General features: G+C 75.9%; 18 protein-coding genes. 10 read left to right on the top strand and 8 right to left on the bottom strand.

Features of this window, described 5'->3' with window-relative positions:
- The 4 genes from JNW98_RS20255 to JNW98_RS20240 form a co-directional block, all read left to right on the top strand.
- Positions 1-810, top strand: an 810-nt coding sequence (locus tag JNW98_RS20255; RefSeq protein WP_308015637.1) for a DUF4328 domain-containing protein, incomplete at its 5' end; no start/stop codon positions are given.
- A gap of 116 nt (positions 811-926) precedes the next feature.
- A complete protein-coding gene (locus JNW98_RS20250) occupies positions 927-1733 on the top strand; it encodes an ABC transporter ATP-binding protein (protein WP_223769677.1) in 807 nt (268 codons plus the stop codon).
- A gap of 4 nt (positions 1734-1737) precedes the next feature.
- Positions 1738-4284 carry an FtsX-like permease family protein gene (locus tag JNW98_RS20245; protein WP_223769676.1) on the top strand — a complete coding sequence of 849 codons (2547 nt, stop codon included), beginning with the start codon at positions 1738-1740 and terminating at the stop codon, positions 4282-4284.
- Positions 4285-4360: 76 nt separating this feature from the next.
- Positions 4361-5257, top strand: coding sequence for a DMT family transporter (locus JNW98_RS20240; protein ID WP_223769675.1), 897 nt, complete (start codon positions 4361-4363; stop codon positions 5255-5257).
- On the opposite strand, the gene JNW98_RS20235 is transcribed toward JNW98_RS20240, so the two are convergent.
- Genes JNW98_RS20235 through JNW98_RS20205 form a run of 7 tightly spaced genes read right to left on the bottom strand, consistent with a single transcriptional unit; the run spans position 5239 to position 11994 of the window.
- A complete protein-coding gene (locus tag JNW98_RS20235) occupies positions 5239-6729 on the bottom strand; it encodes a UbiD family decarboxylase (RefSeq protein WP_223769674.1) in 1491 nt (496 codons plus the stop codon). The two genes, JNW98_RS20240 and JNW98_RS20235, sit on opposite strands and share 19 nt — an antisense overlap.
- A complete protein-coding gene (locus tag JNW98_RS20230; protein ID WP_223769673.1) occupies positions 6710-7720 on the bottom strand; it encodes a triphosphoribosyl-dephospho-CoA synthase in 1011 nt (336 codons plus the stop codon). The genes JNW98_RS20235 and JNW98_RS20230 overlap by 20 nt, the downstream gene beginning before the upstream one ends.
- Entirely contained in the window at positions 7714-9171 is a 1458-nt protein-coding gene (locus tag JNW98_RS20225) for an SDR family oxidoreductase (protein WP_223769672.1), read from the bottom strand. The genes JNW98_RS20230 and JNW98_RS20225 overlap by 7 nt, the downstream gene beginning before the upstream one ends.
- Entirely contained in the window at positions 9168-9740 is a 573-nt protein-coding gene (locus JNW98_RS20220) for a citrate lyase holo-[acyl-carrier protein] synthase (RefSeq protein ID WP_223769679.1), read from the bottom strand. Before JNW98_RS20220 ends, JNW98_RS20225 begins: the two co-directional genes overlap by 4 nt.
- A 43-nt stretch (positions 9741-9783) precedes the next feature.
- Positions 9784-10488, bottom strand: coding sequence for an HpcH/HpaI aldolase/citrate lyase family protein (locus JNW98_RS20215; RefSeq protein WP_223769671.1), 705 nt, complete (start codon positions 10486-10488; stop codon positions 9784-9786).
- The gene (locus tag JNW98_RS20210) at positions 10485-10793 is read right to left on the bottom strand and encodes a citrate lyase acyl carrier protein (RefSeq protein ID WP_223769670.1); all 309 of its coding nucleotides are present in this window, start codon (positions 10791-10793) and stop codon (positions 10485-10487) included. The genes JNW98_RS20215 and JNW98_RS20210 overlap by 4 nt, the downstream gene beginning before the upstream one ends.
- 10 nt (positions 10794-10803) lie before the next feature.
- A complete protein-coding gene (locus JNW98_RS20205; RefSeq protein WP_223769669.1) occupies positions 10804-11994 on the bottom strand; it encodes a class-II aminoacyl-tRNA synthetase family protein in 1191 nt (396 codons plus the stop codon).
- 613 nt (positions 11995-12607) lie between these two features.
- On the opposite strand from JNW98_RS20205, the gene JNW98_RS20200 reads away from it, so the two are divergent.
- The 5 genes from JNW98_RS20200 (at position 12608) to JNW98_RS20180 (ending at position 23185) form a co-directional block, all read left to right on the top strand.
- On the top strand, positions 12608-12946 hold the full coding sequence (locus JNW98_RS20200) for an alpha/beta fold hydrolase (protein WP_223769668.1): 339 nt from the start codon (positions 12608-12610) through the stop codon (positions 12944-12946).
- Between the two features lie 174 nt (positions 12947-13120).
- Positions 13121-15469, top strand: coding sequence for an Orn/Lys/Arg family decarboxylase (locus JNW98_RS20195; RefSeq protein WP_223769667.1), 2349 nt, complete (start codon positions 13121-13123; stop codon positions 15467-15469).
- A 110-nt stretch (positions 15470-15579) separates the two neighbouring features.
- On the top strand, positions 15580-21984 hold the full coding sequence (locus JNW98_RS20190; protein ID WP_223769666.1) for a non-ribosomal peptide synthetase: 6405 nt from the start codon (positions 15580-15582) through the stop codon (positions 21982-21984).
- A gap of 116 nt (positions 21985-22100) precedes the next feature.
- Positions 22101-22310, top strand: a complete 210-nt coding sequence (locus tag JNW98_RS20185) for an MbtH family protein (protein WP_223769665.1) — start codon at positions 22101-22103, stop codon at positions 22308-22310.
- Complete coding sequence (locus tag JNW98_RS20180; protein ID WP_223769664.1) at positions 22307-23185, top strand: methionyl-tRNA formyltransferase; 879 nt, start codon at positions 22307-22309, stop codon at positions 23183-23185. The genes JNW98_RS20185 and JNW98_RS20180 overlap by 4 nt, the downstream gene beginning before the upstream one ends.
- 431 nt (positions 23186-23616) lie before the next feature.
- On the opposite strand, the gene JNW98_RS20175 is transcribed toward JNW98_RS20180, so the two are convergent.
- Complete coding sequence (locus JNW98_RS20175) at positions 23617-25938, bottom strand: NACHT domain-containing protein (RefSeq protein ID WP_223769663.1); 2322 nt, start codon at positions 25936-25938, stop codon at positions 23617-23619.
- Positions 25939-25999: 61 nt separating this feature from the next.
- Here JNW98_RS20175 and JNW98_RS20170 point away from each other — a divergent pair, with 61 nt between their 5' ends.
- The gene (locus JNW98_RS20170; RefSeq protein WP_223769662.1) at positions 26000-26800 is read left to right on the top strand and encodes a maleylpyruvate isomerase family mycothiol-dependent enzyme; all 801 of its coding nucleotides are present in this window, start codon (positions 26000-26002) and stop codon (positions 26798-26800) included.
- The last annotated feature ends 46 nt before the right edge of the window (positions 26801-26846 follow it).

The raw sequence follows: 26846 nt of genomic DNA, 5'->3' as shown, positions 1-26846 counted from the left end.
GTGGGGGCGACGGGGTGCTGCTCCGCCTGCGCCGTCCCCGGAGCCGCGCCGCCCGGCGGGCCGGCGTACGGCGCGCGTCCTGACGCCGGGCCGCCGGCCGCCGGCCCGCACCCGCCCCTCGGATTCCAGCCCGTCCCCCTGCCGCGCCTCGCGTCCCCGGTCGGGCTCGGGCGGGCGGTCGCCGTGCTGCTGGGCCTCTGCGCGCTGACCGACGTTTTCTCGCTCTTCGCGGGCGCGACGATGTACGGGGTGACGACCAGGGGGATCGACGGCGCCGAGGGGCCCGGTTTCGTCCGGGACGCCGACCGGGCCGACCTCCTCCAGTTCGTCTCCGGGATCGTGCAGACGGTCGCCCTCGTGGCCTGCGGCGTCCTCTTCGTCATCTGGTTCCACCGGGTGCGCTCCAACGCGGAGGTCTTCCGGCCGGGCGGGCACCGGGTGCGCCGGGGCTGGAGCATCGGGGCCTGGTTCACGCCGGTGGTCAACCTCTGGTTCCCGAAGAAGATCGCCAACGACGTGTGGGCCGCGAGCCTGCCGCACCAGCCCGACGGCTCGCCGGTCCGCGCCCCGCGCACGGTCATGAACTGGTGGTGGGGCCTGTGGATCGCCACCCTCTGCCTGGGGCGCGGGGGCGGCCGGATGTACGCCCGCGCCGAGACCTTCGAGGAGATCCGCCGCGCCACCGGTGTCCTGATGGTCGCCGACGTCGTCGACATCGCGGCGGCCGTCCTCGCCTTCCTCTTCGTCCGCCGGCTCACCGCGCTCCAGGACGCGAAGGCCCACCAAGGTCCCGTCATGATGACCGTTTGACCCGCCTGCCAGTCCGGGGGAAAACCCCACCTCCCGAGCCCGGCTGCCTCCATGGTCCCGGCCTTTCTCCGCGCCTAGCGTCGACAGCACCAACGGAGAACGGAGAAAGGGACACCATGGCGTTGCGCCGCGACCGCGTACCCACCGAGGAGCGCCGGGGCACCGCCCCGGCGGTCGAGCTACGGGCCGTGCGGCGCCGCTACGGGCGGGGCGAGGGGGCCGTCGACGCGCTGCGCGGGGTGGACCTCGCGCTGCCCGGCGGGAGCTTCACCGCGGTGATGGGCCCCTCCGGCTCGGGCAAGAGCACCTTCCTGCAGTGCGCCGCCGGACTGGACCGGCCCAGCTCCGGCGAGGTCCTGCTCGGCGGCGAGGAGATCACCCGGCTGAGCGAGGACCGGCTGACGAAGCTCCGCCGCAGCCGCGTCGGCTTCGTCTTCCAGTCGTTCAACCTGCTCCCCTCGCTCACCGTGCAGCAGAACGTCCTCCTGCCGCAGCGGCTGGCCGGCGAGCGCCAGGACCGGCAGCGCGCCCAGCGGCTGCTGGCCGAGGTCGGCCTGGACCGGCACGGCGGGCGCCGCCCCGGCGAGCTCTCCGGCGGCCAGCAGCAGCGCGTCGCGATCGCCCGGGCCCTGATCACCCGGCCCGAGGTGATCTTCGCGGACGAGCCGACCGGCGCCCTCGACACCCGGTCCGCCCACGAGGTCCTCGGCCTGCTCCGGCGGGCCGTCGACGCCCTCGGCGCCACGGTCGTCATGGTCACCCACGATCCGGTGGCCGCCGCCCACGCCGACCGGGTCCTCTTCCTCGCCGACGGCCTGCTGGCCGGCGAGCTGACCCGCCCGGACCCGCAGACGGTGGCCGACCGGATGGTCGCCCTGACCGCCGCGGCCGACCGGCGCCCCGCCGCGACGACGGCGGTGTGAGGCCATGACGAACGGACTCGCGCGGGCCTCCGTGCGCTTCAGGCCCGCGTCCTTCGCGGGCAGCCTCGTCGCGCTGCTGTTCGCCTCGGCGATCATCACCGCCTGCGGGGTGCTCCTCCAGACCGGCATCACCGCCCACGTCGCGCCCGAGCGCTACGCCCACACCCCCGTCGTCGTCACCGCCGACCCCTACGCCCGCGTCACCACCGGACACGGCGACGACAAGTCGACCAGCGAGACCGCGCTGCCCGGCCGCCCCCGGGTGCCGGCCGCGCTCGCCGCCCGGATCGCGGCCCGGCCCGGCGTCGCCGCCGCCGTCCCCGACCTGGCGTTCCCGGTCCGGGCCGGGAAGCCGGCCCTCCCCGATCTCACCGGACGGCCCTACGGAGCCGCCGGCATCGCCCTCGCCCCCGGCACCCGCCCGCTGGCCGACGGCCGCGCGCCGCGCTCCGGCGAGGTGGTCCTCGACGCAGCCACCGCGCGCGCCGCCCGCCTGGCGACCGGCGACCGCGTCACGCTCACCGGCCCCGGCGGCACGGCGGCGTACCGGATCGCCGGCCTGGCCCGGGAGGGTGCCGGACCGGCGACCGCCTGGTTCGCGGACGCCGTCGCCGGCCGGCTCTCCGGCCACCCGGGGGCCGCCGACGCCATCGCCGTGCTGCCCCGGCCGGGCACCGCCGCGCCCGCCCTCGCCCGGGAGGTCCGGCAGGCCGTCGGCGACGGGCCCAAGGTGCTCACCGGCGACGCGCGCGGCGCGGCCGAGGAGCCCGGACTCGCCGAGACCCGGGAACTGCTGTCCGGCCTGGGCGGCTCCTTCGGCGGCATCGCCACCCTGACCGCCGTCTTCGTCGTCATGGGCACCGTCGCCCTGGCCACCGGCCAGCGCGCCCGCGAGTTCGCCCTGCTGCGGGCCACCGGCGCCACCCCGCGGCAGATCCGCCGCACCATCGCCACCGAGGCCATGATCGTCGCCCCGGTCGCCGGCGGCCTGGGAATTCTGCCCGGGCTCGCCCTCGCCCGCTGGTGGTTCGGCGAACTCGGCGAGCGCGGGGCGCTCGTCGACGGCGTACGCCTGGACGTGGGCTGGATCCCGATGGCCGTCGCGGTCGGCGCCACCCTGGTGTCCGCGCTCGTCGCCGGCTACGCCGCCGCCCGCCGCTCCGCGCGGCTCCGCCCGAGCCAGGCCCTCGGCGCGGCGGCCGTCGAACGCGTCCGGCCCGGCTGGGTGCGCACCCCGCTCGGCCTGGCCGCCCTCGTCGGCGGCACGTTCCTCGCCGGTCTCGCCGCCGAGCAGAGCGGCGAGACCGCCGCCAACACCGCCCTCGGCGTCGTCATGTGCTTCCTCCTGGCCGTCGCCCTGCTCGGCCCCCTGGTGGCCCGGCTCTGCGCGACGGTGTTCGGGCTGCCGCTGCGGACCCGCGCCGCGGGCGCCGCCGCCTCGCTGGCCGCCGACAACTCCCGTGCCCAGGCCCACCGCCTCGCCTCCGCGATCACGCCCATCGTGATGGTCACCGCCTTCTGCGGGACCCTCCTCTTCCTCCAGAGCACCATCCGGCACGTCGCCGACCGGAACGTCCGCGACGGCGTCGTCGCCGACCACGTCCTCGACACCACAGGACCCGGCCTCCCCGCCGCCACCGCCGGCCGCGCCGCCCGCGTCCCCGGCGTGGCCACCGCCGTCGGCGTCCTGCGCACCGGAACCGTCCACCGCGCCGGGGACACGCTGTCGACCTCGACCGCGCTCGGCGTCTCCGGCGACCCGGCCCGGCTCCCCGACGTCCTCGACCTCGGTGTCCGCACCGGCTCCCTCGCCGGGCTCGGCACCTCGCCCGACACCGTCGCCCTGAGCGCCGCGCTGGCGGACACCCTGCACGTCACACCCGGCGACCGCGTCCCGCTCTGGCTCGCCGACGGCACCCGGGTCCGTCCCCGGCTCGTTGCCACCTACGAACGCGGGCTCGGCATCGGCGAGGTGCTGCTGCCCCGGGCCGCCGTCGCCGCCCACGCGGCCACCGCCCTCGACACCCAGGTCCTCGTCAAGCGGGCCCCCGGCGCCGACCGGGCGGACGTCGCCCGGCGGCTCGCCGCGATCGGCCCGCCCGGCACCGGCGTCACCGACGCCGCCGGCTACGCGGCCGCGGCCGACCGGAACCAGGAGCTCAACGCCTGGGCGAACACCGTCATGGCGGCCGTGCTCGGCGGCTTCGCGGCCGTCGCCGCCGCCAACACCCTCGTCATGACCGTCCTCGACCGCCGCCGCGAGGTCGCCCTGCTCCGCCTGACCGGCACCACCCGCCGCCAGGTGCGCGACATGATGCGCTGGGAGGGCCTGCTCGTCGCCGCCAGCGGCCTGACCCTCGGCGGCGTCATCGCCTGGATCACCCTGGTGCCCATCACCCGAGGCATCACCGGCTCCGCCCCCTATGTCCCACCCGTCACAGCCGTCTCCCTGGTCGCCGGCGCCGTCCTCCTCACCGTCGGCGCCACGGCCCTCCCCGCCCGCGCCCTCCTGCGCCACGGGCCCCTGGCGGCGGGGACGGAACGGGGCTGAACGCCCGCCCGGGACGTAAGTGACGCGCAAAAAGCGGCACTTACGTCCCGGGCGTCACCCCGGTAGCGTGCAGCACATGTCCCTCACCAGTTCGTTACGGCTCGCCGCGCTCGCCCTGCTGTGGGGGTCCAACTACCTGCTCATCAAGCTCGCCGGCCCGGAGTTCGCCCCGGCCCAGATCCTCACCCTGCGCCTGGCGACCGGCGCGGCGGTCCTGCTGGCCGTGGCCGCGGCGCGGGGCGAGCGGCTGCCCCGCGACCGCCGGACGTGGACACGGCTGACCGTGGCGGCGGTCATCGCCAACGACGTGCCGTACTTCCTCTTCGCCTGGGCCGAGCAGTACGTGGACTCCGCCCTGGCGGGCACCTGCAACGCGGCGGCCCCGCTCTTCACGGTGGTCGTCATGGTCGCCGCCGGGCAGCGCCGCCAACTCCGGGGCGGGCAACTCGCCGGGGTCGGCATCGGATTCGCCGGCGTCGTCCTGCTGCTCGCCCCGTGGGGCAGCCCGGGCACGATCGCGGCCACCAGCGCCTGCCTGGTGGCCGCCGCGTGCTACGGAGCCGGCTTCTTCTACCTGGGCCGGGTGCTCGGCGACAGCGGCCACGGCCCGCTGGCCCTCGCCGCCGGGCAGCTGACGGCCGCGACCGCCGTCTCCCTGCTGGCAGGACCGCTGCTCCTCCGGCCGGTCGAGGCCGACGTGAGCGCGACGGCCGCCGTCCTGGCCCTGGGGACGCTCGGCACCGGCGCGGCCTACGTGCTCAACCTGCGCCTGATCGCCGAAGCGGGTGCCGTGGCCGCCTCGCTGGTCAGCTATCTGCTGCCGCTGGTCGCCGTCGTCCTGGGCCTGCTGCTGCTCGACGAGCCGGTGGGCTGGTCGCTGGCCGTGGGCGGGGCCGCCGTCCTGGTGGGGGTGGTACTGGGCGAACGGCGCCCCGCGCGCGACACGCCCGCCCCTCAGTCCACCGACGGGTAGCCGTAGGACTCCCAGTCGCGCACCACCCGCTCGCGCAGCTCGGCGGGGAACTGCGCGAAGTCCGCCCGCACCGGCGCGCCCGTCGGGGACCAGTCGTCCCGGGGCAGGCAGTTGAACACCGCCTTGTCCGTGCGGGCGTTCCGCCGCTCCTCCTCGCTGAGGTAGCCCACGAGCGGCAGCGTCGGCATGTCCGGCACGAACGTCGTCTCGCGAGGGTGGGCGCGGGTGGCGACGGCCCACACCACCTGGTCCAGGTCCGAGGGGTCGATGTCGTCCTCGACGACGACGACCTTCGGCATGATGTGCCGGGGCCGGGTGCGGTAGACGGCCTCGCCCACCTCCTCGGCCAGCTTCCGCCAACTGCCCCACTGTCCGGGGCCCGAGGCGGTGTCGACCGTCACGACCAGCCAGTGGCAGGCCGCCGCGAACGGCATGAACGCGCGGCGCACCGGCAGGCCCTCGGTCCGCAGCTCGTGCAGGACCGCGGCGGAGATGTTGATCCCCCAGTTGGTGTGGTTCTCCTCCACCGGCATCCCGGCGACGACGACCGGCAGGACGGGATCGTCCCGGTACGTGACGGCCGTGACCCGGTAGACGGGGCACAGGCGGCGGTCCTCCGGCCAGAGCAGCCCGCTGTACTCGCCCATCGGGCCTTCGGGGGCCGTCTCCTCGAAGGACAGGTAGCCCTCGATCACGATCTCGGAGTCCGCCGGCACCTCCAGGTCGTGCGTCTCGCACCGTACGACGTCCAGCGGCTCGCCGAACCACCCGCCGAGCAGCGCCGCTTCGTCCAGCCCGTCACGGACGGGGCAGCCGGCGACCATCGCGACGCCGGGCGACGTGCCCAGCGCCAGGGCGAACGGCATGTCCCGGCCGGTCTCGGCCCACATCCGGTGCATGCGGCCGACGTGCTGCGCGGGCACCACGATGCCCGTCATGGACGTGCGGTCGCGCAGCATGATGCGGGTGATCGCCCAGTTGGTCCAGGAACCGTCCGGGGAGGAACTGACCACCGTCCCGTACGTGTTGAGGTAACGGCCGCCGTCCCCGGCGTGCAGCAGCGGGGCGGGCAGCCGGAACAGGTCCACGTCGTCGCCGGTCATGCGGTTCTGCTTGCACGGCCCGGTCGGCAGCCGGCGCGGCGGCAGGGGCTCGCACTCCTGCAGCCTCGACCAGGCGGTGACCAGGTCGGCGGGGGCGGTGTCGATCGGCAGGCCGAGCGCGAGCGCGACCCTGGCCAGCGGGGCCGAGGGGAGGGAGCTCAGCCCGGCCGGCGCGCCGAGGACCCGGAAGCCGGGCTCGATCCCCTTGATCCGGTTGAACAGGGGGGCCGCGGCGGGCAGTTCGTAGGCCCGCCGGGTGATGGCGCCGAGTTCGAGGTTCCAGTCGACCTCCACGTCGATCGGCTGAAGGTCGCCGATCTCCCGCAGGGCCGTCAGGTACTCGCGCTGGCTACGCAGATGCCTGGGCACGAAGCTCTCCTTTTCGTGGTGCCGTGGCGTCCGTTCCGGTCTGCCACGTGTGCAGGGCGATCGCCATGGCGGCGAGGTCGGCGGAGCCGCCGGGGCTGATCTGCCGCCGTTCGAGACGGCGGGCCATGCGGCCGACGAGCCGTCGCCCCCGCCACGTGGCGGTGCCGCCGGCGGCCAGGGCGGCGGCCGCCTCGCGGCGCGTCGTGGCGAGCCGTTCGGGGTCGAACCCCCGGTTGAGCACGGTGGTGTCCTCCACGACGGCCATCAGGGCGAGCACCGCGTCGGCGACCGCCTCACGCGGCGGGCGGCCCGTGCCGAGGGCCGCGCGGAGGGCCGGCAGCCCGTGGCCGAGCAGGCTGGGCCAGCCCCGCAGGACCTCGCCGCGCACCCCGGACAGGCCGTGGACGGCGTAGGCGCGCAGCCCGACGCTGGCGGGGTCCGCCACCGCCGCCGTCAGGTCCGCCTGGAGCGCGTCCCGGCTCACCTCACGGGCGGTGCGGCACACGGCCTCCGGCTCCAGGGGGCGGCCCGCGGCGTGCTCGATGCCGGCGGCGCAGCACAGCAGCATGCCCAGGAAGAGCGCCCCGCGGTGGGTGTTGGTGCCGCCGGTCGCGGCGAGCATGCCGTGCTCGGCCCGCCGCCCGGCGGCGCGCAGCTCGGCGAAGTCCCGGGCGGCGGGGGCCACCGCGCCCCGCCGCAGCCCGAAGAGCACGGCCGAGCGGAAGGCCGGCTGCAGCACGGCGGAGCTGCGCAGCAGGGTGTAGACGTCCATGTCCCGGTGGCAGCCCGCGGACACCGCGGTGACCAGGCCGGGCTTGGGCCAGGTCACCGCCTCGGCGGTCAGCCCGTACACCATCGCGGCGGCCAGCCGGTCGGCCGCCGCGTCCTCGGCGCCCGCGGCCCGGTCCGCCACGGGAGCGGCCGGGTCGGCTACTGGAGCGAGGGGCGTCCGCGGTCCGGCGGCCGAGGGCCGCCGGGCGCCGGTCAGCATGCGCAGAGCCCCCCGTCCACCGGCATGGCGACGCCGGTGATGTAGTCGCTCACCGGCGAGGCGAGGAACAGGGCGGCGTCCACGATGTCCCAGATGCTGACCTCGCGGCCCAGCGGCACCTCGCCCCGGACGCGGTCACGGGTGGCCGGGTCCGTGAACAGCGACTCGGTCATCGGGGTGCGGATCAGGCCGGGGCACACGGCGTTGACCCGGATGCCGTCGCCGGCCAGGCGCACGGCCGCCGCGCGGGTGAGCGGCAGCAGCGCGCCCTTGCTCGTCTGGTAGGCCACCCCCACCAGGTCGCTGGCGGAGATGCCGAAGGCGGAGGAGACGTTGACGATGGAACCGCCGGGGCCCATCACGGACGCGGCCGCCCGGATGCCGTTGAGCGCGCCGCCGGTGTTGACCCGCAGGGCGAGGGACCAGCTCTCCTCCGTCAGGTCCCGCAGGTTCTCCGCCTCGAAGTAGCCGGCGTTGTTGATCAGCACGTCGAGCCGGCCCGTCTCGGCCGCCGCTTCCCGGACGACGGCCTCCCAGGCGGGGGCGTCGGTGACGTCCAGGACGTGGAAGCGGGCGGTCAGCCCCTGGCCCGTCAGCTCCTCGGCGAGGGCGGCGCCGCCGGGGTCCCGGTCGGCGATGTGGACCCGGGCCCCGGCCAGCGCGAGGACGCGGGCGAGCTCGGAGCCCCGGCCCCGGGCGCCGCCGGTCACCAGGACGGTCTTCCCCTCCAGGGTGGGGCGCCAGGTCGCCAGCGACCGCTGCCGCCGCTTGAGGTCCTCCTTGTAGTGGGCGGCCCGGTCCTCGATCCCGGGGATCAGGGCGGCGATGTCGGCCAGGGGCACCTCGCCGTGCCGGACCAGCACGGGCCGCTCACCGGTCAGGTCGACGATGGTGTTCCCCTGGCCGGCGTCGCTCGGTTCGCCGCCGTCGAGCACGGCCGCGACGCGGCCCCCGACCTGCTCCCGGGCGTCCTTGAGCGTCACCAGGTCGCCGCCCTGCCCGCTGCGGTTGGCCGAGGTGCAGGCCGCGTACCCGCCGAGCCCGGTGAGGAGCGCCCGCAGGACGGGGTCGCGGTGGCAGGCGACGGCGACGGTGGGCAGACCGGCGGTCACGTGCGCGCCCACCGCCTCCGCACGCTTGGGGAGGATCAGGGTGAGGTAGCCGGGCCAGAGGGCGCGGGCCAGGGCGCGCACCTCGTCGGTCACGACGGCGACGGTGTCCAGGAGCTCGGGGGAGTCCAGGAACACGGTCAGCGGGAAGTCGGCGTCGCGCTCCTTGGCCGCGTAGATACGCGCCGTGGCCTCCGGGTTCGCCGGGTCGGCGACCATCGTGTAGTGGGTGTCGCTCGGGGCGACGACGACGTGGCCTTGGCGGAGGAGGTCCACGGCCTCCCGGAGGCCGGCTGCCGCGTCGCCGCCTGTCGCGGCCGGGGAGGACGGGGTCTCGGTCATGCGAAGCTCCTGTGCGGATCGCGGTGGTGGGGCGGCGTCGGGTGGGGGTGGGGGTGCGGGTGCGGGTGGCGGGCATCGGCGGGCGGTGCGAGGCCGGACGGGTCGTGGAAGGCGCGGGCGTACAGGCGGCGGGCGGCGAGGACGACGAGCTCCCGGGGGTGGCGCCGCAGCACGATGCACCGCTTGGCCGGTTCACCGCACACCAGGCACGGGCGGGGCGGCCGGCCCAGGTCGCCGCGGCCCAGCGGGGCGGGCAGCACCACGTCCGCGTCGGTGAGTTCGCCGACCGCGTCCCGCTCCTCCGTCTCCAGGCAGCCCAGCTTCACCCGGCGCGCCCCGGCGGCGATCACCAGGAGGGTGACCGGACCGGTCGGCGCCGGGTACGTCGCACGCGCGACCTGCCCGCCCAGGGCGGGCAGCAGCCGGGACAGCGCGGCGTCGTGCAGCCGCCGGGCCGCCGCCGGCGGGAAGGTGCCCGCCGGCGAGCGCGGCGAGACCATGACCGTGGTGCAGTCCGGCCGGTGCAGGGCCAGGGCCCGCGCGTCGAGCAGCTCCCGCCAGGCCAGCACGGTCTCCAAGGCGGCCTGCCCCGCTGCCGGGGCAGGCCATGACTCACCCTTGGGCGGCAGCGAACGCATCGCGGGTCACCGGCGACTGGGCGGGGTGGATGATGCTCTTGCCGGCGAAGCCCAGGCGCGCGGCCCGGTGGGCGTCCTGCCAGACCGCGTCGCGGTCGTGCAGGTTCGAGTAGACGGTGTCGTACGCGGGCAGGCCGACCGCGGCCGCCTTCTCCACGAGGGCGCGCTTCGCCTCCCACAGGTCGTCCGAGGCGCCGGCGGCACGGCTGTCCCTGAGGTAGTCCTCGCCGCCGAAGGTGAGCGCGGTGATCTCGGGCCGGTCCGCGACGATCTCCTCCAGGCCGTGCAGGGCGGCGACCGTCTCGATCATCAGCTCGACCCGGGGCGGCGCGTTGCCCGTTCCCTCCGCGAGGGCTTCGACCCGGGCGAGTGCCCGGTCCAGGTCCTCGCGGGTGCGGACCTGGGGCAGCCGGAACCTGTTCAGTCCCAGGGGGACGAGCGCTTCGAGGTCGGCGTCGAGGTGCTCGCCGCCGGGGGCGTTGACCCGCACCAGGAGCCGGGGCGGCAGGCCGTCGTAGAACCGCAGCAGCTCGGCCGCCAGGTCGCGGGCGGCGTCCTTGTCGGCGTCCTGCACCGAGTCCTCCAGGTCGAGGACGATGGCGTCGACTCCGGTGACGGTCAGGGCGTGTTCGACGTAGCCGGGGCGTCCGGCCGAGACGTAGAGGGAGACGGCGCTCACGGCTTCTCCTCCTTCGCGGGGACGGCGGCCTCCGCCGTACCGGTGGCCGCGTGCCAGCGGCGGACGGCCGTGCGCAGCCGGGCGCGGACGATCCACTCGGAGGCGGCGTTGTCGTGGATCTCGACGCTGGCGGCGGCGATGCCGGCCGCCTCCAGCGCCTCAAGACCGAGGGTGCGCAGCCGGTCTCCGACGAGGTCGGCGACCGGGCTGTGCACCCGCAGCACCAGGCGGGGGTGCGCGCGCAGGGCCACGAGTACGTCACCGGACTGGCGCGTGCCGGCCGTGACGTGGTGTGCGGTGGTCATGTCCGTCACCTCACGCCGCCTGCTTGTGCAGGCGGCGCAGGTCCGCGGGCCAGCCCTCCGGGTCCAGGCCGTGCTGGGCGAGGATCGCCCACGCCCACCGCTCCAGCCCGAAGGCGGTGCAGCCGGTCCACGCGATCTCGCCGGAGGAGTCGACGATCTCGCCCGCGCTGCCGAAGAACGTGCCGTGGACGTTGAAGGAGGCGCAGGCGAAGTCGCCGTCCTTGTAGGGGAGATCGAGCCGCAGCTCGAACTTGGGCTGCGCGTCGACCACCGCGTCGGGCCGGTCGCCGCGGAGGAAGAAGGGGTCGTGGCCCGGGACGATGGTCCCGCCCAGCTGCCACCGCTCGACCAGCTCCAGCACGCGCCGCCGGCTCTCGTCCCGGCAGGACCGCACGTAGTCCGGCGAGCCGACGAAGACGACCTCCCGCATGGAGAAGTCCCAGAGCCGTTCGATCAGGACCGCGTTGCGGCTCTCGTACCGGTAGCACCTGCCGAGGGTGGTGATCGCGGTGTTCTCGGTCAGGTGCCGGCCTTCCAGCCCCTGGTACACGTGGAAGCAGGCCGCGGGCGCCAGCACCTGGTCGCGCGGTGCGAAGCCGTCGAAGTCGTCGCGGGGCGGCTGCCCCTGGTTGTCCAGGGTCTGGTTGACGTACCGCTGCGCGGTGTCGATGTCGGTGTCGAGGTGCACCGGGAAGAGGACGTTCTGCGGGAACGCGTCGAAGTACCGCAGGCGTTCGAGGTACTGGGCGGGCAGCAGGGTCGAGTACGCTGCCTCGCGCGCGCCGAATCCGGCGGCCAGCTCGCGGAAGGTCTCGTCGAGGCCGCGGATGAGCGTCACCAGCGGTTCGCCGATGACCACGTCCGCTATGCCGAGCGGGGTGAGGGCGCCCGCCGTGACGGCGTCGTCCGGGGTCAGCCCCGCGGGTCCGCGGGACGGGCCGAAGCGGACCGAGCGGGGGGAGTCGTCCCCGCCGTCGTGGCCCTGCTGCTCGGCGACGGACCAGGCGACGGTCGTGCGGATCTTGCGGCTGATCTCGTCGGGGTCGGCGTCGTCCGTGGCCCAGACGCGGATGGCCGCCCGCCCGATGGGATCGATGTGGAACTTCACCACCTGCTGGCTGGCGAAGTTGATCCAGTAGGCCACTTCGGTGAGGAGCGAGTCGTCTAACGCATGGTCGAGCGTGACGTCGAATTGACGCATGGCCTTCCCCCGTTGAAAATCCGGGAAGGCGTGCGGCCTCCCGGTATGAGTGATGTCCGGATGTGGAACTGGAGAATTCACTTCCGCCGATTCCGGTGGGAGCTCCGTCCTTCCCCCGCTTGGCCACGGACTCCGAGGCGTGTTCGAGAACAGCTTCGCAGTGGTCCGTTTTGCCAGAGCACCGTCGGCACAGTCCCTTTCGCACGACTATTGCCTCCGGGGTGCAGGAGCGCAAACATGAACGCCCCTTATCGGCCAGCACTTACGCCACCCATATGGCCTCGGCCGGATCTCCTCGGCGACCTTCCGTCGGGCGGCCGTCGGCGGAAGAAATGAGAAAGTGAATATCGCGCGATGGTCAGCGCTTTTCCGTGTATGCGGAACGCCACGCAAAGGCGCTGACGATCTTGGTCGCGGCGCGGCCCGCCGATCCCCGTGACCCGCCGCGGAGTTGTGTGGAGACCGGCCGGCCCGAAAGTGGACGCGGCGCCGGACGCCCGCCTGCCCTGGTCAGACCACCAGAAGCGGCCCATCCGGTTGAAAAGCAGACGTGCGGCTTGATTCAGGTCCATACCAGAGGCCGGAGGTTCGACGGCGGGTGACCGCCGGCTCCATGGATCCGCAGGCTCAGTGCTCTCCCGGCCGTGTCATCGTGCCCGACGCCGAGGCCGTCGCCCAACTGCGGGCGGCGATCCCGGCCTGGTTCACCACCGACGGCCACGAGGTGCCGGACGCCCCCGCGTTCGACCGGCTCGGTGAGCTCGACGTGCCCTGCGTCCTGGCCCTCGGCGAACGGGACGTACCCGAACTCGTCCGGTGCAACGAGGAGATGGCCCGGCGCATCCCCGGCTGCCGCCTCGTCCGGTTGCCCGGCAGCGACCACGTGCCCACCCTGCGCGAGCCCGAGGCCGTCGTCCGCCTCGTCCTCGACGCGGCCTCCCGCGCCCGCTGACGCGCCCGGCGCCCGGCCGTGCGCACGGCGCGGCCGGGATCGCCACCACTCCCCACCGACGGGTGGTTTGAACGCGCCGGGCCCGTGCGCGCGCCGCCCCGCGCGCCACACTGGCCGGAGGGCGACCCGATGATCCGATCGGGATCCGGGCGACCGCGCCGCAAGGGGGACGAGATGGCCGCCGGCACCGTGCTGTTCGCGCTCGACCAGGACCCGCGGGGCCAGGGGGCGCAGGGCGAGCAGCTCCGCAGGATCCGCGCCGCCCTGGAAGCCGAGGGGCTGGAGGTGCGCTGGGCCGGCGCCGAGGCCGACGCCCGCGCCGTCTTGCGCACCGAGGCGGGCCTCACCGCCGCCGTCGTCTCCTGGGACCTGCCCGGCGGCACGGGCGCCGGCGACGAACCGGGCGGCGCGGCGGTCCTCCGCAGCGCCGCCCGGCGCTTCAAGGACCTGCCCGTCTTCCTCGTCATGGCGGACGAGGCCGACGAGGACCTCGACCGGCTGCCGCTGTGGGTCGCCGAGAGCGTCGTCGGCTACGTCTGGCCGTTGGAAGACACCCCCGGATTCATCGCCGGCCGGATCTCCGGCGCGGCCCGCGCCTACCGGGAGGCGGTCCTCCCGCCCTTCTTCAAGGCGCTGCGCCGCTTCGACGACGCGCACGAGTACTCCTGGCACACCCCGGCGCACGCCGGTGGCGTCGCCTTCCTCAAGTCACCGGTCGGACGCGCCTTCTTCGACCACTACGGGGAACGGCTGCTCCGCAGCGACCTCTCCCTCTCCGTCGAGGAACTCGGCTCCCTCTACGAGCACACGGGCCCCATCGGCGACGCCGAGCGCAACGCCGCCCGCATCTTCGGCGCGGACCGCACCTACTTCGTCCTCCACGGCAACTCCACGGCCGACCGCATGGTCGGCCACTTCTGCGTCTCCCGCGACGAGATCGCCCTCGTCGACCGCAACTGCCACAAGTCCGTCCTGCACGGGCTCGTCCTCTCCGGCGCCCGGCCCGTCTACCTCGTCCCCACCCGCAACGGCTACGGACTCGCCGGGCCCGTACCCCCGGCCGAGACCGCCGCCGACGCCGTGGCCGAGCGCGTCGCCCGCAACCCGCTGACCGCCGGTGCCACGAGCTCCCGCCCCGAGTACGCCGTCATCACCAACTCGACGTACGACGGTCTGTGTTACGACGCCGTCGGGGTCGCCCGGCAGCTCGCGCCCAGCACCCCGCGGCTCCACTTCGACGAGGCCTGGTTCGCCTACGCCCGCTTCCACCCGCTCTACGCCGGCCGTTACGGCATGTCCGTCGGCCCCGGCACCTTCCCCGGCCCCGACCGCCCCACCGTCTTCTCCACCCAGTCCACGCACAAACTGCTGGCAGCACTCTCACAGAGCGCGATGGTCCACGTCCGGGACGCGCCCCGCGCCCCCGTGGACCACGAGCTGTTCAACGAGGCGTTCATGATGCACGGCACCACCTCGCCGCTCTACCCCGCCCTCGCCTCGCTCGACGTCGCCGCCGGGATGATGGACGGCCCCCAGGGCCGCTGGCTGCTCGACGAGGGCATCACCGAGGCCGTCCGCTTCCGGCAGGCCGTCGTCCGCACCGGACGCCGCATCACGGCCGCCGGCGACCGGCCCGACTGGTTCTTCGGCGTCTGGCAGCCCGACACCGTCACCGACCCGAGTACCGGCGCGCGCCACGACTTCGCCGACGCCCCGCCCGACCTGCTGCGCACCGAACCCGCCTGCTGGGAACTGGAACCCGACGCCGACTGGCACGGCTTCCCCGGCCTCACCGCGGGCCACTGCCTCCTCGACCCCGTCAAGGTGACCCTGACCTGCCCCGGTGTCGACGCCGCCGGCCGCTGGTCCGACACCGGCATCCCCGCCCGCGTCCTCACCGCCTACCTCGCCACCCGGGGCATCGTCGTCGAGAAGACCGACAGCTACACCACCCTCGTCCTCTTCTCCATGGGCATCACCAAGGGCAAGTGGGGCACGCTCCTCGACGCCCTGATGGACTTCAAGGCGCTGTACGACGCCGACGCGCCCCTCGACCGCGTCCTCCCCGGCGTCGTAGACCGCCACCCGCGCCGCTACGCCGGCACCACCCTGACCGAGCTGTGCCGGTCCATGCACCGGCACCTGCGCGACACCGACCTCGTCACCCTGCTGGACACGGCCTTCCGCGAACTCCCCGAGCCCGTCGCGCCCCCGCAGTGGTGCTACCAGCGGCTGATCCGCGGCGGCACGGAACGGGTGCGGCTGGCCGACGCCGCCGGCCGCGTCGCGGCCGCCATGGTCACCGTCACCCCGCCCGGCATCCCCGTCCTGATGCCCGGCGAGTCGGCCGGCGCCGCCGACGGTCCCCTGCTGCGCTACCTGCGCGCCCTGGAGTCCTTCGACCGCGCCTTCCCCGGCTTCCGCAGCGAGACGCACGGCGTCACGGTGGACGAGGAGACGGGCGACTACGGCATCGCCTGCCTCCGCGCCGACGGCGAGGAGCCGCGGCAGGCGAGGGCCTGAACCGGGAGCCGTTGCCCCGCGAGACGACAGGTCCCCCGATCGGGCGGCGGAATTACACCGTTCGGATTGCTCTGCGCGGAGCCGGTCGCACGGTGCGTTTGGATGACTCCGTGATCTTCCCCACGACCACGGAACCGCGGCCGAGCCCGCCCTGTGAGCACGCCCTCCCCTTGCCGGTGCACCGGGCCTTCGCCGCCTTCGCGCAGCGCCGGCCGGACGCCACCGCCCTCGTGGAGGAGGGCGGCCGGCGCTGGTCCTACGGCGAACTCTCCGGCTGGGCGGCCGAGATGGCGGCCCGGTTGCGCGAGAACGGGGCGCGCCCGGGCCGTACGGTCGCGTTGCGGATGCCGCGCTCGGCGCGGCTGGTCGCCTCGCTGCTGGCGGTCTTCGAGACCGGCGCCGCCGCCGTGGTCCTCGACCCGCGCACCCCCGCCGAACGGCTCACGGCCATCGAGACGGACGCCGGCTGCTCGGCCGTCCTCGTCCCGGCCGGGGCGCCCGCCGGCCCCCTGTCCCTCCCGGTACCCGGCCAGCCCGAGACCCCCCGCGCCCGGCTCTCCGCGGACGGCCCGGACGGTGAACGCGACCGCATCGCCTGCGTGTTCTACACCTCGGGCTCGACCGGGCGGCCGAAGGGCGTCCAGGTCACCCACCGCAACCTCGGGCGCTTCGCCGCCGACCCGTACTGGGACGGGCCCGGCCACCGCGTCACCGCGCTGGTCTCGGCACTGGGTTTCGACGCCCTCAGCTACGACCTGTGGGCGCCGCTCACCCGGGGCGGCACCGTGGTCGTCCCCGCCGAGGACCGGATCGACGCGCACCGGCTGGCCGTCCTCATCTCCGCCCACGGCGTCACCGGCGTCTTCCTGACCGCCGCCTGGTTCAGCCAGATCGCCGCCGACGCCCCGGACACGCTGCGCGGGCTGCGCACCGTGCTCACCGGCGGCGAGGCGGCCGACCCGCGGGCGTTCGCCCGAGTCCGCGCCGCCTGCCCGCGGTTGGAGCTCGGCCACGTCTACGGACCGACCGAGTGCACCACGTTCACCACCCGGTACCTGCTGGCACCCGGCGAGCCGGTGGGGCCGGGCCGGGTGCCGATCGGCGGCGCCCTGCCCGGGGTCGCGGTGCGGTTGCTCGGCCCGGACCTGGCCGAAGTCCCCGCCGGCGAACCCGGCGAGGTGTACGTCGCGGGCGAGCAGGTCGCCCTCGGGTACCTGAACCGGCCCGCGCCGACCGCGGAACGCTTCGTCGCCGACCCGTACGGCCCTCCCGGTACCCGCATGTACCGCACCGGCGACCTCGCCGTGCGCCGTCCGGACGGGGCGTTGGAGTACCTGCGGCGCGACGACGACCAGGTCAAGATCCGGGGCCACCGGGTCGAGCCGGGCGAGGTGCGCGCCGCTCTGGCCGCGCTGCCCGGGGTGGCCCGGGCCGCCGTGGTGGTCCGGGACGGGCGGCTGATCGGGTACGCGGTCCCCGAGCACGGCCACGCCGTCGACGCGGAGGAACTGCGCGCGCGGCTGGCCGGACGGCTGCCCGACTACCTGGTGCCCTCGGCGGTGGTGCTGCTCGACGCCCTCCCGCTGACGGTCAACGGCAAGGTGGACCGGGAGGCGTTGCCCGCCCCCGCGGCCTCACGTGCCGGTGCGGGCGTGCCGGTCACCCCCGCCGAGAAGACCCTGTGCGCGGCCTTCGCCGAACTGCTCGGCCTGCCCGCGGTCGGCACCGAGGACGACTTCTTCGTCCTCGGAGGCGACAGCATCGTCGCGATGCGGCTGGTCAGCCGGGTGCGGCGGGAGAACGTGACGATCAGCTCGCAGGACGTGTTCCGGCTGCGCACCCCCGGTGCCCTGGCCGCCGCCGCGCGGGCGGCGGCCCCGGCCGCGGACCTGCTGCACCGGTCGGCCACCGGGCCCCTGGACCTGCCGCCGATCGCCCTGTGGCTGCGCGAACAGGGCGAGGGGACGGCCGAGTTCGTCCAGTCGATGCTCGTCGAGACACCCCCGGGCCTGGAGGGCCGGGCGCTCGTCACGGCGCTGCGGACGGTGCTCGACCGGCACGACGCCCTGCGCACCCGGCTGCCCGACCCGTCCCCCAAGGCGGTGTGGCGGCCCGAAGTACTGCCACCCGGTGAGGTGGACGCGGCACGGCTGCTCACCACGGTGGACCTGCGGACCGCACCCGACGGACCCTCGGCGGCGGACGTCCGGGCGGAAGTCGGGCGCGCCATGCGCGCGTTGGACCCGGCCGCCGGGGAGCTGATGCGCGCCGTCTGGTGGGACCGGGGCCCCGAACGGCCCGGCCGGCTGCTGCTGGCCGTCCACCACCTCGTGATCGACGGTGTCTCGTGGCAGGTACTCCTGCCCGACCTGGCCAGGGCCGCCGAGGACCCGCGGGCGCTCGGCGCCTGGGGATCGAGCACCCCCTACCGGCAGTGGGTGCGGCAGCACAACGCCCGGGCCACCCACCCGGACGTGCTGGCGACGCTGCCGCACTGGCGGGCCGCGAGCCGTCCGGCGCCCACACCCTGGCCTGCCGGCGGACCGTCGGACGCCGCGTCGGACACCATCGCCACCTCGCGGACCATGGAGTCCGTGCTGCCGCCCGAGGTCGGCCGGGCGCTGCTGACCAGCGCCCCGGCGCACTTCGGCGCCACCCCGCAGGAACTGCTGCTGACCGCGCTGGCCGTCGCCTCCGCCCGGCGCGGTGGCACACGCGTCCTCGTACTGGACACCGAGGGACACGGCCGGGACGCGGCCGGTCCTGCCGCCGACGCCTCCGCCGACGCCTCCGCCACGGTCGGCTGGTTCACCTGCATGTTCCCGGTCCGGCTGGAGTGCCCCGAAAGCGCGGCCCGCCCCGCGGCCGACCCCGCCGCGGAGGAAGCGGCGCTGACCGACGCCGTGCGCGAGATCCGCCGGCAGTGGCGGCGACTCCCGGAGGACCGCTCGTCCTACGGCCTGCTGCGCCACCTGCACCCGCAGGCGGCGGGGCTGCTGGCCGCGGCCCCGGCCCGGCCGCTGCTCTTCAACTACCTCGGCCGGTACGGTGCGCCGGGCCGCGACCCGTGGCCGTACGCCGCCGAGGCGCCCGTCCTCGGCATCCACCGGGCCGCGCGGCAACCGCTGTCGCACCCGCTGGAGATCAACGCGGTCGTCGACGAACGCTCCGGCGAACCTCTGCTCACGGCCGTCTGGCGCTGGTCGGCGCGGCTGGTCGACGGCCGGGACGTGGCGGGCCTGGCGCGGGAGTGGGCCGGTGTCCTGGCCGAGTTCGCCCGGGCAGCGTCCGCCACCCCCCGGAAGAAGACCGGGAGAGCGGCCCTCCCGGCACCCCGTGCGGCCGAGTGCTGGCCGTGCTCACCGCTCCAGGAGGGGCTGCTCTACCACGCCCACCGGGCGGACGGCACGAGCGACCCCTACCACGTCCAGACGGTCCTGGACCTGGACGGCCCCGTGGACACCGGGGCGCTGCGCGCCGCGCTGGCCACGCTCACCGCGCAGCACCCGGCGCTGCGGGCCGGATTCCGGTGGAACGGCCAGGGGCAGGCGGTGCAGAACGTGCCCGCGGTGGTCGAGGTCCCGCTGCGGGAGGCCGACCTGTCCCGACTCCCGCGGGACGAACGCGAGCGGGCCGCCGACGAGGAGGCCCGCCGGGACCGGGACGAGCCGTTCGACCCGGCCTCGCCCCCGCTCCTGCGGGCGGTGCTGCTGCGTCTGGAAGCGGCGCGCTCCCGGCTGCTGCTGAGCTACCACCACATCCTCATGGACGGCTGGTCGATGCAGGTCGCCCTGGCCGATCTGGCCGAGCTGTACGGCGCGGCCGCGTCCGGCGCCGCGCCGGTCCCCGCCCGGCGGCCCTCGGCGCTCGCCTACCTGCGGCACGTCGCCGAGCAGGACGCCGAGTCGGCCGGCAAGACATGGCAGGAACTGCTGGACGGCGTGACCGAGCCGACGCTGCTGACGTCCCCGGTCCCCGGGGAAGGCGGCCGTCCGCGCACGGTGACGCTGGAGCTGCCGCCGCGCCGCACGGCCGCCCTGCGGGCCCGGGCCCGCGAGCGGGGGCTGTCGCTCAACACCGTGATCCTGGGTGCCTGGGGGCTCGTGCTGGCCCAGCTGACCGGCCGTGCCGACGTGGTCTTCGGCACGGTCGTGGCCGACCGTCCGCCGCACCTGCCCGACGTGGAGTCCATGGTCGGCCTGATGAACAACGCGGTGCCGGTGCGGGTGAACACCACCGCCACCGCCCCCACCGGTGACCTGGGTGGTCTGCTGGCGGCCCTCCAAGAGCAGCGGACCGCGATGATGCCGCACCAGCACCTCGGGCTGGCGCGGATCACCCAGGCCACGGGACTGCGCGAACTGTTCGACACCGTCGCCGTATTGGAGACGTACACCGACGCCTTCGCCACCCGGTGGGGCCCGGACCTGAGGGTCGCCTCCAGCCGGGTGGAGAACGGCACCCACTACCCGCTGTGCCTGCTGGTCTCGCCCGGCGAGCGCATCACCGTCCGGGTCCAGTACCGGCCGGGACGGCTGACGGAGGACGGCGCGCGGGACGTCGGCACCCGGCTGCTGGAGGCACTGGACGCCCTGGCGGCCGACCTGTCCCTGCCCTCGGCGCGGCCGATCGGCACGGTGCCGACGGCGACCCGGCCCCCGGCCGCGGAGCACGGGCGGCACCCGGCGGCCGTTCCCGTGTTGGAGCGGTTCGCGGCGCGGGTGCGGGCGGCACCCGGACGGGCGGCCGTGGTGGACACCGCCGGCACGCTGGACTACCAGAGCCTCGACCTGGCCTCCGAAAGGCTGGCCGGGGAGCTGGCCGACCGGGGCGTGGGACCCGAGGACGTGGTGGCCCTGTGCCTGCGCCGCGGGCGGGACGCCGTCGCGGCGATGCTGGCGGTCCTGAAGGCCGGAGCCGCCTACCTGTGGCTCGACCCCCGTCACCCCGCCCGGCGGGTCGCGGCGCTGGCCGCCGAGGGCCGTCCGAAGCTGCTGCTGTGGCAGACCGAGTTCGCCGACGCCCTGGCACTGGTCCCGGCCGGGACGGCCCGGATGGCGCTGGAGCCGCGGCACGTCTTTCCCGAGCCGCTGCCCGGCCCCCGCCGACGGCCCCGGCCGCCGCGCCTTCCCGGCCACCCCGCCTACGTGGTGCACACCTCAGGAACGCAGGGCGTGCCGAAGGCCGTGGTCATGCCCGGCGCCGCCCTGGACCGGCTGGTGGACTGGCACGAGCGGCGCCTGCCCGCCGGACCGGGCGCGGTGACCGCGCAGTTCACCTCCATGGCGTTCGACGTCGCCACCCAGGAGGTGCTGACCGCGCTGTGCACCGGGCGGACCCTCGCGGTGCCGGACGCGGACACCCGTGCCGACGCCGCCGCGTGGACCGCGTGGCTGCGCGCTCACCGGGTGACCGAGCTGTTCGCCCCCACGCCTGTGCTCGCCGCGCTCTGCGAGTTCGCCGACGGCGAGCGCGAGTCGCTGCCCGACCTGCGGCACCTGGTGCAGGCGGGCGAGGCCCTCGTGGTCGGCCCGCGGCTGCGCGCCCTGTGCGCGCGGGACGGCAAGCGGCTGCACAACCACTACGGCCCGGCCGAGACCCACGTGGCGACCGCGGGCGAGGTCCCCGGCGAGCCCGCCGACTGGCCGGCCCGGCCCGGCATCGGCCGGCCGGTGCCCGGCACCCGGGTGATGCTGCTCGACGTGGGGCTGTGCCCGGTCCCCGACGGGCTGACCGGGGAGCTCTACCTGGCGGGGGACCAGCTCGCCCGCGGCTACCTGGGCCGCCCCGGGCTCACCTCCGTACGGTTCGTCGCCGACCCGTACGGGCCGCCCGGCTCACGGATGTACCGCACCGGCGACCTGGCCCGCCGACTCCCGGACGGCACCTTCGAGTTCACCGGCCGCAACGACGACCAAGTGAAGATCCGCGGTCACCGGATCGAGCCGGACGAGGTACGGGCCGCCCTCGCCGCCCTGCCCGGGGTGGTCCAGGCCGCCGTGGTGGCCCGTCCGGACGGACGCGGCGGCAAGGAGCTGACCGGCTACGCGGCCGGGTCCGCCGCGACCGGAACACCGCTGGACGGCCCCGCGCTGCGCGAGGAACTCGCGCGCGTCCTGCCGGACTTCATGCTGCCCGCCCGGATCCTGGTGCTCGACGCCATGCCGCTGACCGTCAACGGCAAGGTCGATCGCCGGGCCCTGCCCGAGCCGGCGCACCGGCCGGCCGGGGTACGGGAGCCGCGCACGCCCGCCGAGCGCGTGGTGGCCGACGCGTTCGCAGAGGTGCTGGGCCTGGACCGGGTGAGCGTGGACGACGACTTCTTCGCCCTGGGCGGGCACTCGCTGCTCGCCGCCCGGCTGCTCCAGCGGCTGCGCGAACGGCTGAACCCGGCGGCCACCCTCGCCCGGGTGATGGAACGCGCGACTCCCATGGCCCTGGCCGCCGCCCTCGGTCCGGAGCCCGAAGCGGCACCGGACGACGCCGGCGCCGCACCGGCGACCCCCACGGTCTGAGCGCGGGCCCCGGCCGCCGACGGCGCCGGGACCCGCCCCGCCCCACTGCCTGCCTACCGTGCCGCCGCCGGCGCGCCCTCCGTTCCGACGTGCCTCCGACCTTCCGAGGAAACCCCATGAACCCCTTCGACGATCCTGACGGCGTCTTCATCGTGCTGGCCAACGACGAGGAGCAGCACAGTCTCTGGCCCGCCCACATCACCGTCCCCGAGGGCTGGCGCGAAGCGCACCCCCGTGCCGACCGCGCCACCTGCCTGGCCTGGATCGAGGCCACCTGGACCGACCTGCGGCCGCGCTCGCTGCGGGCCGCCGAGGCCAACCGGTGACCGCCCCGGCCGCGGCAGCCGCCGGAACCGCGCCGGGCGCGCCGCTGCGGGTCGCCGTGGTGGCCGCACTGCCGCAGACGGCTCCCCCGCTCGTCGAGGCACTCCGGGCGCTCGGGCACGAGGTGCCGGTGGTGATCGGCTTCCGGCGTCCGGCCGACTGGCCCGGGCACCTGCTCGGCGAACGTGACCTCCCGCCCGGCGTCGACCTGGCGGTCCCCGCCACGCCGGAACGGATCGGCGGACTGCTGCGCGCCTACGGTCCGGACGCCGCGGTGAGCTACGGCTACCCGAAGAGGCTGCCCCTCGACGCGGTGACCGCCCCCCTGCTGGGCACGGTCAACTGCCACCCCTCCGACCTGCCCGCCTACCGGGGGCCGAACCCGGTCGGCTGGGCGGTGCGCAACGGAGAGCGCGAGATCGGCGTGACCTGGCACCGGATGGACACCGAACTCGACACCGGGGCCGTACTCGCCCGTACCCGCATCCCGTTGGACGGCTCGGCGTGGTCCTTCACCGGCGTCAACTCCCGTGTGCTCGACGCCGCTTCGGCGATGCTGCCGCAGGTCCTCGGGAGGCTGGTACGCGGCGAAGCCGGCGAGCCGCAGCCGCGGCACACGGGCGGCTGGGCCGGCTTCTTCGGCGAGGACTACGCCACCGTGGACTGGTCCGCTCCGGCCACCCACATCCACACCCAGGTGCGCGCGTGGAACATCGCGGGCCACCACCCCCGGTGCGAGGGGCCGATCGCGCTGATCGACGGAGCGCGGTGGCGCCTGCGCCGCACGACGCTGGAACGGCCTCCCTCGGGCACCGGCCGCCGGATCGCCTGCGGCACCGGCGACCTGTGGGTACTGGCCGCCGACCCGGCCGACTGAGCCGGAGCGCCGGAGTGCGCCGCGGGCGCCGGCGCGTGCGCCACTGGCGGCGAGACGAAGCCCCGGCCGTCCCCTGTCGCACCTCCGGGCGGCCGGTGCCCGGGGGCGGATCACCGGGCGATGGCTCACCAGGCGACCGGCAGCTCCTCGGCGCCGTGGACCGTCGGGCCCCGGCGGAGACGGAGGGCCGTCTCAGGGACGGCGAGCCGGAGGGCGGAGAAGCGGCGGAGCAGAGCCGGCCGGGCGATTCCCGGCTGCGTCCGGGCGTCGGCCGTCGGGCGAGGCGCTGATGGGCGCCGGAGTCGAATGGGCCGAGGGGCGTGTTCCCGCGCACGGGATTCGCCCGGGAGCCGCCGGCCGCGCGGCGGCGAACGGGTAAGCCGGATCGGCTGGTTGCCACATTTCCGGCTGCGCGGATCCGCCGCGCCGTCCTAGCCGACGGTCCGGGAGTCCGGCCGGGTCGGGGTCGGGGCCGGGGGCCGCGGGCGGGGGACTCGGGCGGCGTCCGCCAGCCGGTCCTGGAGCCGGGCGTGCCGGAACTGGTACACCGCGCCCACCTGGCGCAGCACCCCCAGCCGGTGCGCGTCGGCGAGGAACGCCTGCAGCCGCCACGGCAGTTCGCCGCGCGCCGCGAGGACGAGCCGGGCCAGGGTGTAGTGCGGCCACGCGTGCGCGGCGAGCGAGAGGACGAGGCCGACGAGCCCGCCGTCCAGCAGGCCGACGGCCGTCAGTGCCAGGACGTCGGCCCACGTGCCCGAGAACCAGATCCACGCCCGGACGCCCGCGTCCGGCAGGAGGAAGACCACCGCGCAGGCCGCCCCGGTGACGAGAGAGAGTGCGCGGTCCGCCCGTACGGAGGCGGCGACCGAGTCCGGGGCGTCCGCGGCCGCAGGGTGCCGCACCCAGCCCAGCGCGGCGAGGGCGGTACCGAGGATGGAGCCCAACAGGAGGCCCGGGAGCAGCAGTTCGGCCCAGGAGGGCGGCCTTTCGTGTGTGACGAAGCCGGCGAAGACGACGACGTGGACGGCGGTCACCCCCGCCACGACGGCGACCGCGCGGGGCAGCCGCCGGCGCCAGGGCCGCAGGGACGGCCGGCCGCGGCCCGGCAGCCGCGGCGGCACCGGCAGGCCCGTGCCCAGCAGCACCAGCCACAGACTGAACCAGTAGAACCCGGCACCCGCCGCGACCTGCCCGAGCGTGGGCAGCCCGTCGTAGTAGACCAGGCAAACCGCGGGCACCACGCCCACCCCGCCCGCGAGCGCGACCACCGCGGCCGCGGTGGCCGGACGACGTCCGGCCCACCCGCTCGCCGCCACCCGCGGGCCCAGCGCGACCATCGGCACGACGACGAGCGCCTTCAGGGCCGCGAGCGGCACGTACCACCAGGGCAACCCGTCCCACACGAGCGGCGGTACGGCCGCCGCCGGCACCACGACGGCACAGGCGGCCGGCCACCAGACCACCGCCCGCCGCCAGGGCCCGGCCAGCCACGGGAGCCACCGGTACAGCTGCCACCAGGCGAAGTCCCGGGTGTCCCGCTCCCGCAGGCCCGACGCGATCCGGCCGAGGTGGTGCGCGGCCCGCACCGGATCCCGGTGGCGGGCGGGGTCCTGTCGCCGGGCGCGCTCGTAGAGGGCGGGGACGAGGGCGTCCAGCAGATGGTGTTCGACGGTCTCGGCCGTCGGAAAGCGCCGAGCGTCGGCGAGTTCGCCCGGATCCGCGTCCCCGTCGGCGTACACCGCCCGGGCCAGCGCCACCATCAGCGGACTCGCCAGCGCCTCCGCCACCGGGCTCCCGGGGTACTCCGCGAGGTGCGCGTCGAGCGCGTCCCAGCGGCGCTGCCGGGACGCCGGCCGGGTGGCCAGCCGCAGCAGGGCGAGCGCGTCGCCGGCCCGGACCGGCGCTGGCTCCACCACGGCGGCACCGGTCAGTACCCCGCCCTCCGCCACCGCCCTCCGGTAGTCGGCCGTCCGGCAGGTCAGCACGAGGGGCGCGGCGGCCGGCAGCGTGGCGTTGAGCGCCGCCAGGACGGCGGCCCGGCCGGGTCCCGGCAGCTCGTCCAGGCCGTCGAGGACGGGGATCAGCCGCCCCTCGGCGAGGAGTTCGGCGACCGCCCCGGTGCCGTAGGCGTCGGCGTCCGCGAGCGCCGGGTGGTCGGCCGCGATCCGCCGGCACAGCCACTCCGGCGCGCCCTCCCGCCCGGGGTCGAACGACGCGAGGGAACACAGCACCGGCACCGGATCCCCGGGCGACCGGGTCCGCAGCAGGGCGAGGACCAGCAGCACCGCGAACGTCGTCTTCCCCGCCCCGGCCGGTCCCAGCACCACCAGCCGGCGGCGGGCCAGCCCGCCGAAGGCCGCGGCCAGGCCGTCGGGGTCGTCCGCCCGGCAGACCGCCGGACCGCCGGTCAGCGCGCGGTGGTCGCCGACGTCCGGCAGCTGACTGTCCGCCCATACGACCGGCAGCGGCGCCGGGTCGTACAACTGCCGCAGGACCGCCTCCTCCTCCCACTGCCGGCGCACCGCGCGGGCCAGCGCCTCCCCGGCCTCGGCCAGCTGCGCCCCGCTCGGCCGCCGCCGGCGCGCCCCGGCCCGCCACATCCAGGCCGCCAGCACCCCGAACAGGCCCACCACGCCGCCGAGCACCGACGCCGTGTCCGACGCCCGCTCCGGCCCGCGCAGCACCCACTCCGTCACCAGGCCGCAGGCGGCCGCCGCGCACACCGCCCACGTCGTCGTCCATCGCCACCGCACACCCGGAGGAACGACCGGCGCTCGGGCGGGGTCACCGGGACGGCGGCGGTAGGGTCGGCGCATGGATCTCGTAGCCCATTTCCGCCGCGAGACGCGGGCGTTCGAGGACGCGGTCCGGCGCGCGGCCCGGGGCGGGGACGCGCCGCCGGTCCCTTCCTGCCCCGGCTGGACGGTCGCCGACCTCACCGGGCACCTCGGCTGGGTGCAGCGGTTCGTGGCCCACATCGTCCGCGACCGGCTCCAGGAGGCGCCCGACCCCGCCGACGCGGCCTTCCTCGGTCTGCCCGCCGACCGCGGCGGCTGGCCCGATCCCGAACGGCCGCCGACGCACGGGCCGGTGCCGGCTTCCCTCGTCGACTGGTTCGCGGACGGGGCCGGTGCGCTGGCCGCGCTCTTCGCCGGGCGGGACCCCGGAGAGGCGGTGTGGAGCTGGACGGCGGACCGTACGGTGGGGTTCTGGCTGTGGGTGCAGACGTTCGAGGCGGCTGTGCACCGGTGGGACGCGGAGAACGCTCTGGGCGCGCCCGCGCCGTTCGATGCCTCGCTCGCGGCCGATGGCGTCGGGCGGTTCCTCGGGACGGTCGTCCCGGCCTGGCGGGCTCGGGGGCGGGCGCCGGCGGGGAGTGGGGAGCGGTTCGGGTTCCGGCGTACGGATGGTGAGGGGCGGTGGGTTGTTCGCTTCGACGGCGACGCTGTGCGGTGTGCGGAGGGGAGCGGGCCCTGCGACGTCGAACTCGCCGGCGCTGCTTCGGATCTGACCCTCTTTCTTTGGGGCCGGATCTCCGCTGACGGGCGGCTGGTATCCGTGACGGGTGATCGGGCGATGCTGGAGCGGTGGGCGGTGCTGGTGCCGACGGTGTGACGTTGCCCGCAGCGCCGCTGAGCTCATGTCACTGTCGTCCACGCTC

Origin of the sequence: Streptomyces huiliensis (assembly GCF_020037025.1) — a bacterium.
Taxonomy (GTDB): domain Bacteria; phylum Actinomycetota; class Actinomycetes; order Streptomycetales; family Streptomycetaceae; genus Streptomyces; species Streptomyces huiliensis.
The sequence above is the reverse complement of the archived record's forward strand: the minus strand, read 5'-3'. Positions and strand labels throughout refer to the sequence as shown.

What these genes read in the sequence shown, in the direction of transcription:
- JNW98_RS20250 (WP_223769677.1), top strand. Translation starts at nt 927, where the DNA reads ATGGCGTTGCGCCGCGACCGCGTACCCACCGAGGAGCGCCGGGGCACC.
- JNW98_RS20245 (WP_223769676.1), top strand. Translation starts at nt 1,738, where the DNA reads ATGACGAACGGACTCGCGCGGGCCTCCGTGCGCTTCAGGCCCGCGTCC.
- JNW98_RS20240 (WP_223769675.1), top strand. Translation starts at nt 4,361, where the DNA reads ATGTCCCTCACCAGTTCGTTACGGCTCGCCGCGCTCGCCCTGCTGTGG.
- JNW98_RS20230 (WP_223769673.1), bottom strand. Translation starts at nt 7,720, where the DNA reads ATGCTGACCGGCGCCCGGCGGCCCTCGGCCGCCGGACCGCGGACGCCC.
- JNW98_RS20225 (WP_223769672.1), bottom strand. Translation starts at nt 9,171, where the DNA reads ATGACCGAGACCCCGTCCTCCCCGGCCGCGACAGGCGGCGACGCGGCA.
- JNW98_RS20210 (WP_223769670.1), bottom strand. Translation starts at nt 10,793, where the DNA reads ATGACCACCGCACACCACGTCACGGCCGGCACGCGCCAGTCCGGTGAC.
- JNW98_RS20205 (WP_223769669.1), bottom strand. Translation starts at nt 11,994, where the DNA reads ATGCGTCAATTCGACGTCACGCTCGACCATGCGTTAGACGACTCGCTC.
- JNW98_RS20200 (WP_223769668.1), top strand. Translation starts at nt 12,608, where the DNA reads ATGGATCCGCAGGCTCAGTGCTCTCCCGGCCGTGTCATCGTGCCCGAC.
- JNW98_RS20195 (WP_223769667.1), top strand. Translation starts at nt 13,121, where the DNA reads ATGGCCGCCGGCACCGTGCTGTTCGCGCTCGACCAGGACCCGCGGGGC.
- JNW98_RS20185 (WP_223769665.1), top strand. Translation starts at nt 22,101, where the DNA reads ATGAACCCCTTCGACGATCCTGACGGCGTCTTCATCGTGCTGGCCAAC.
- JNW98_RS20170 (WP_223769662.1), top strand. Translation starts at nt 26,000, where the DNA reads ATGGATCTCGTAGCCCATTTCCGCCGCGAGACGCGGGCGTTCGAGGAC.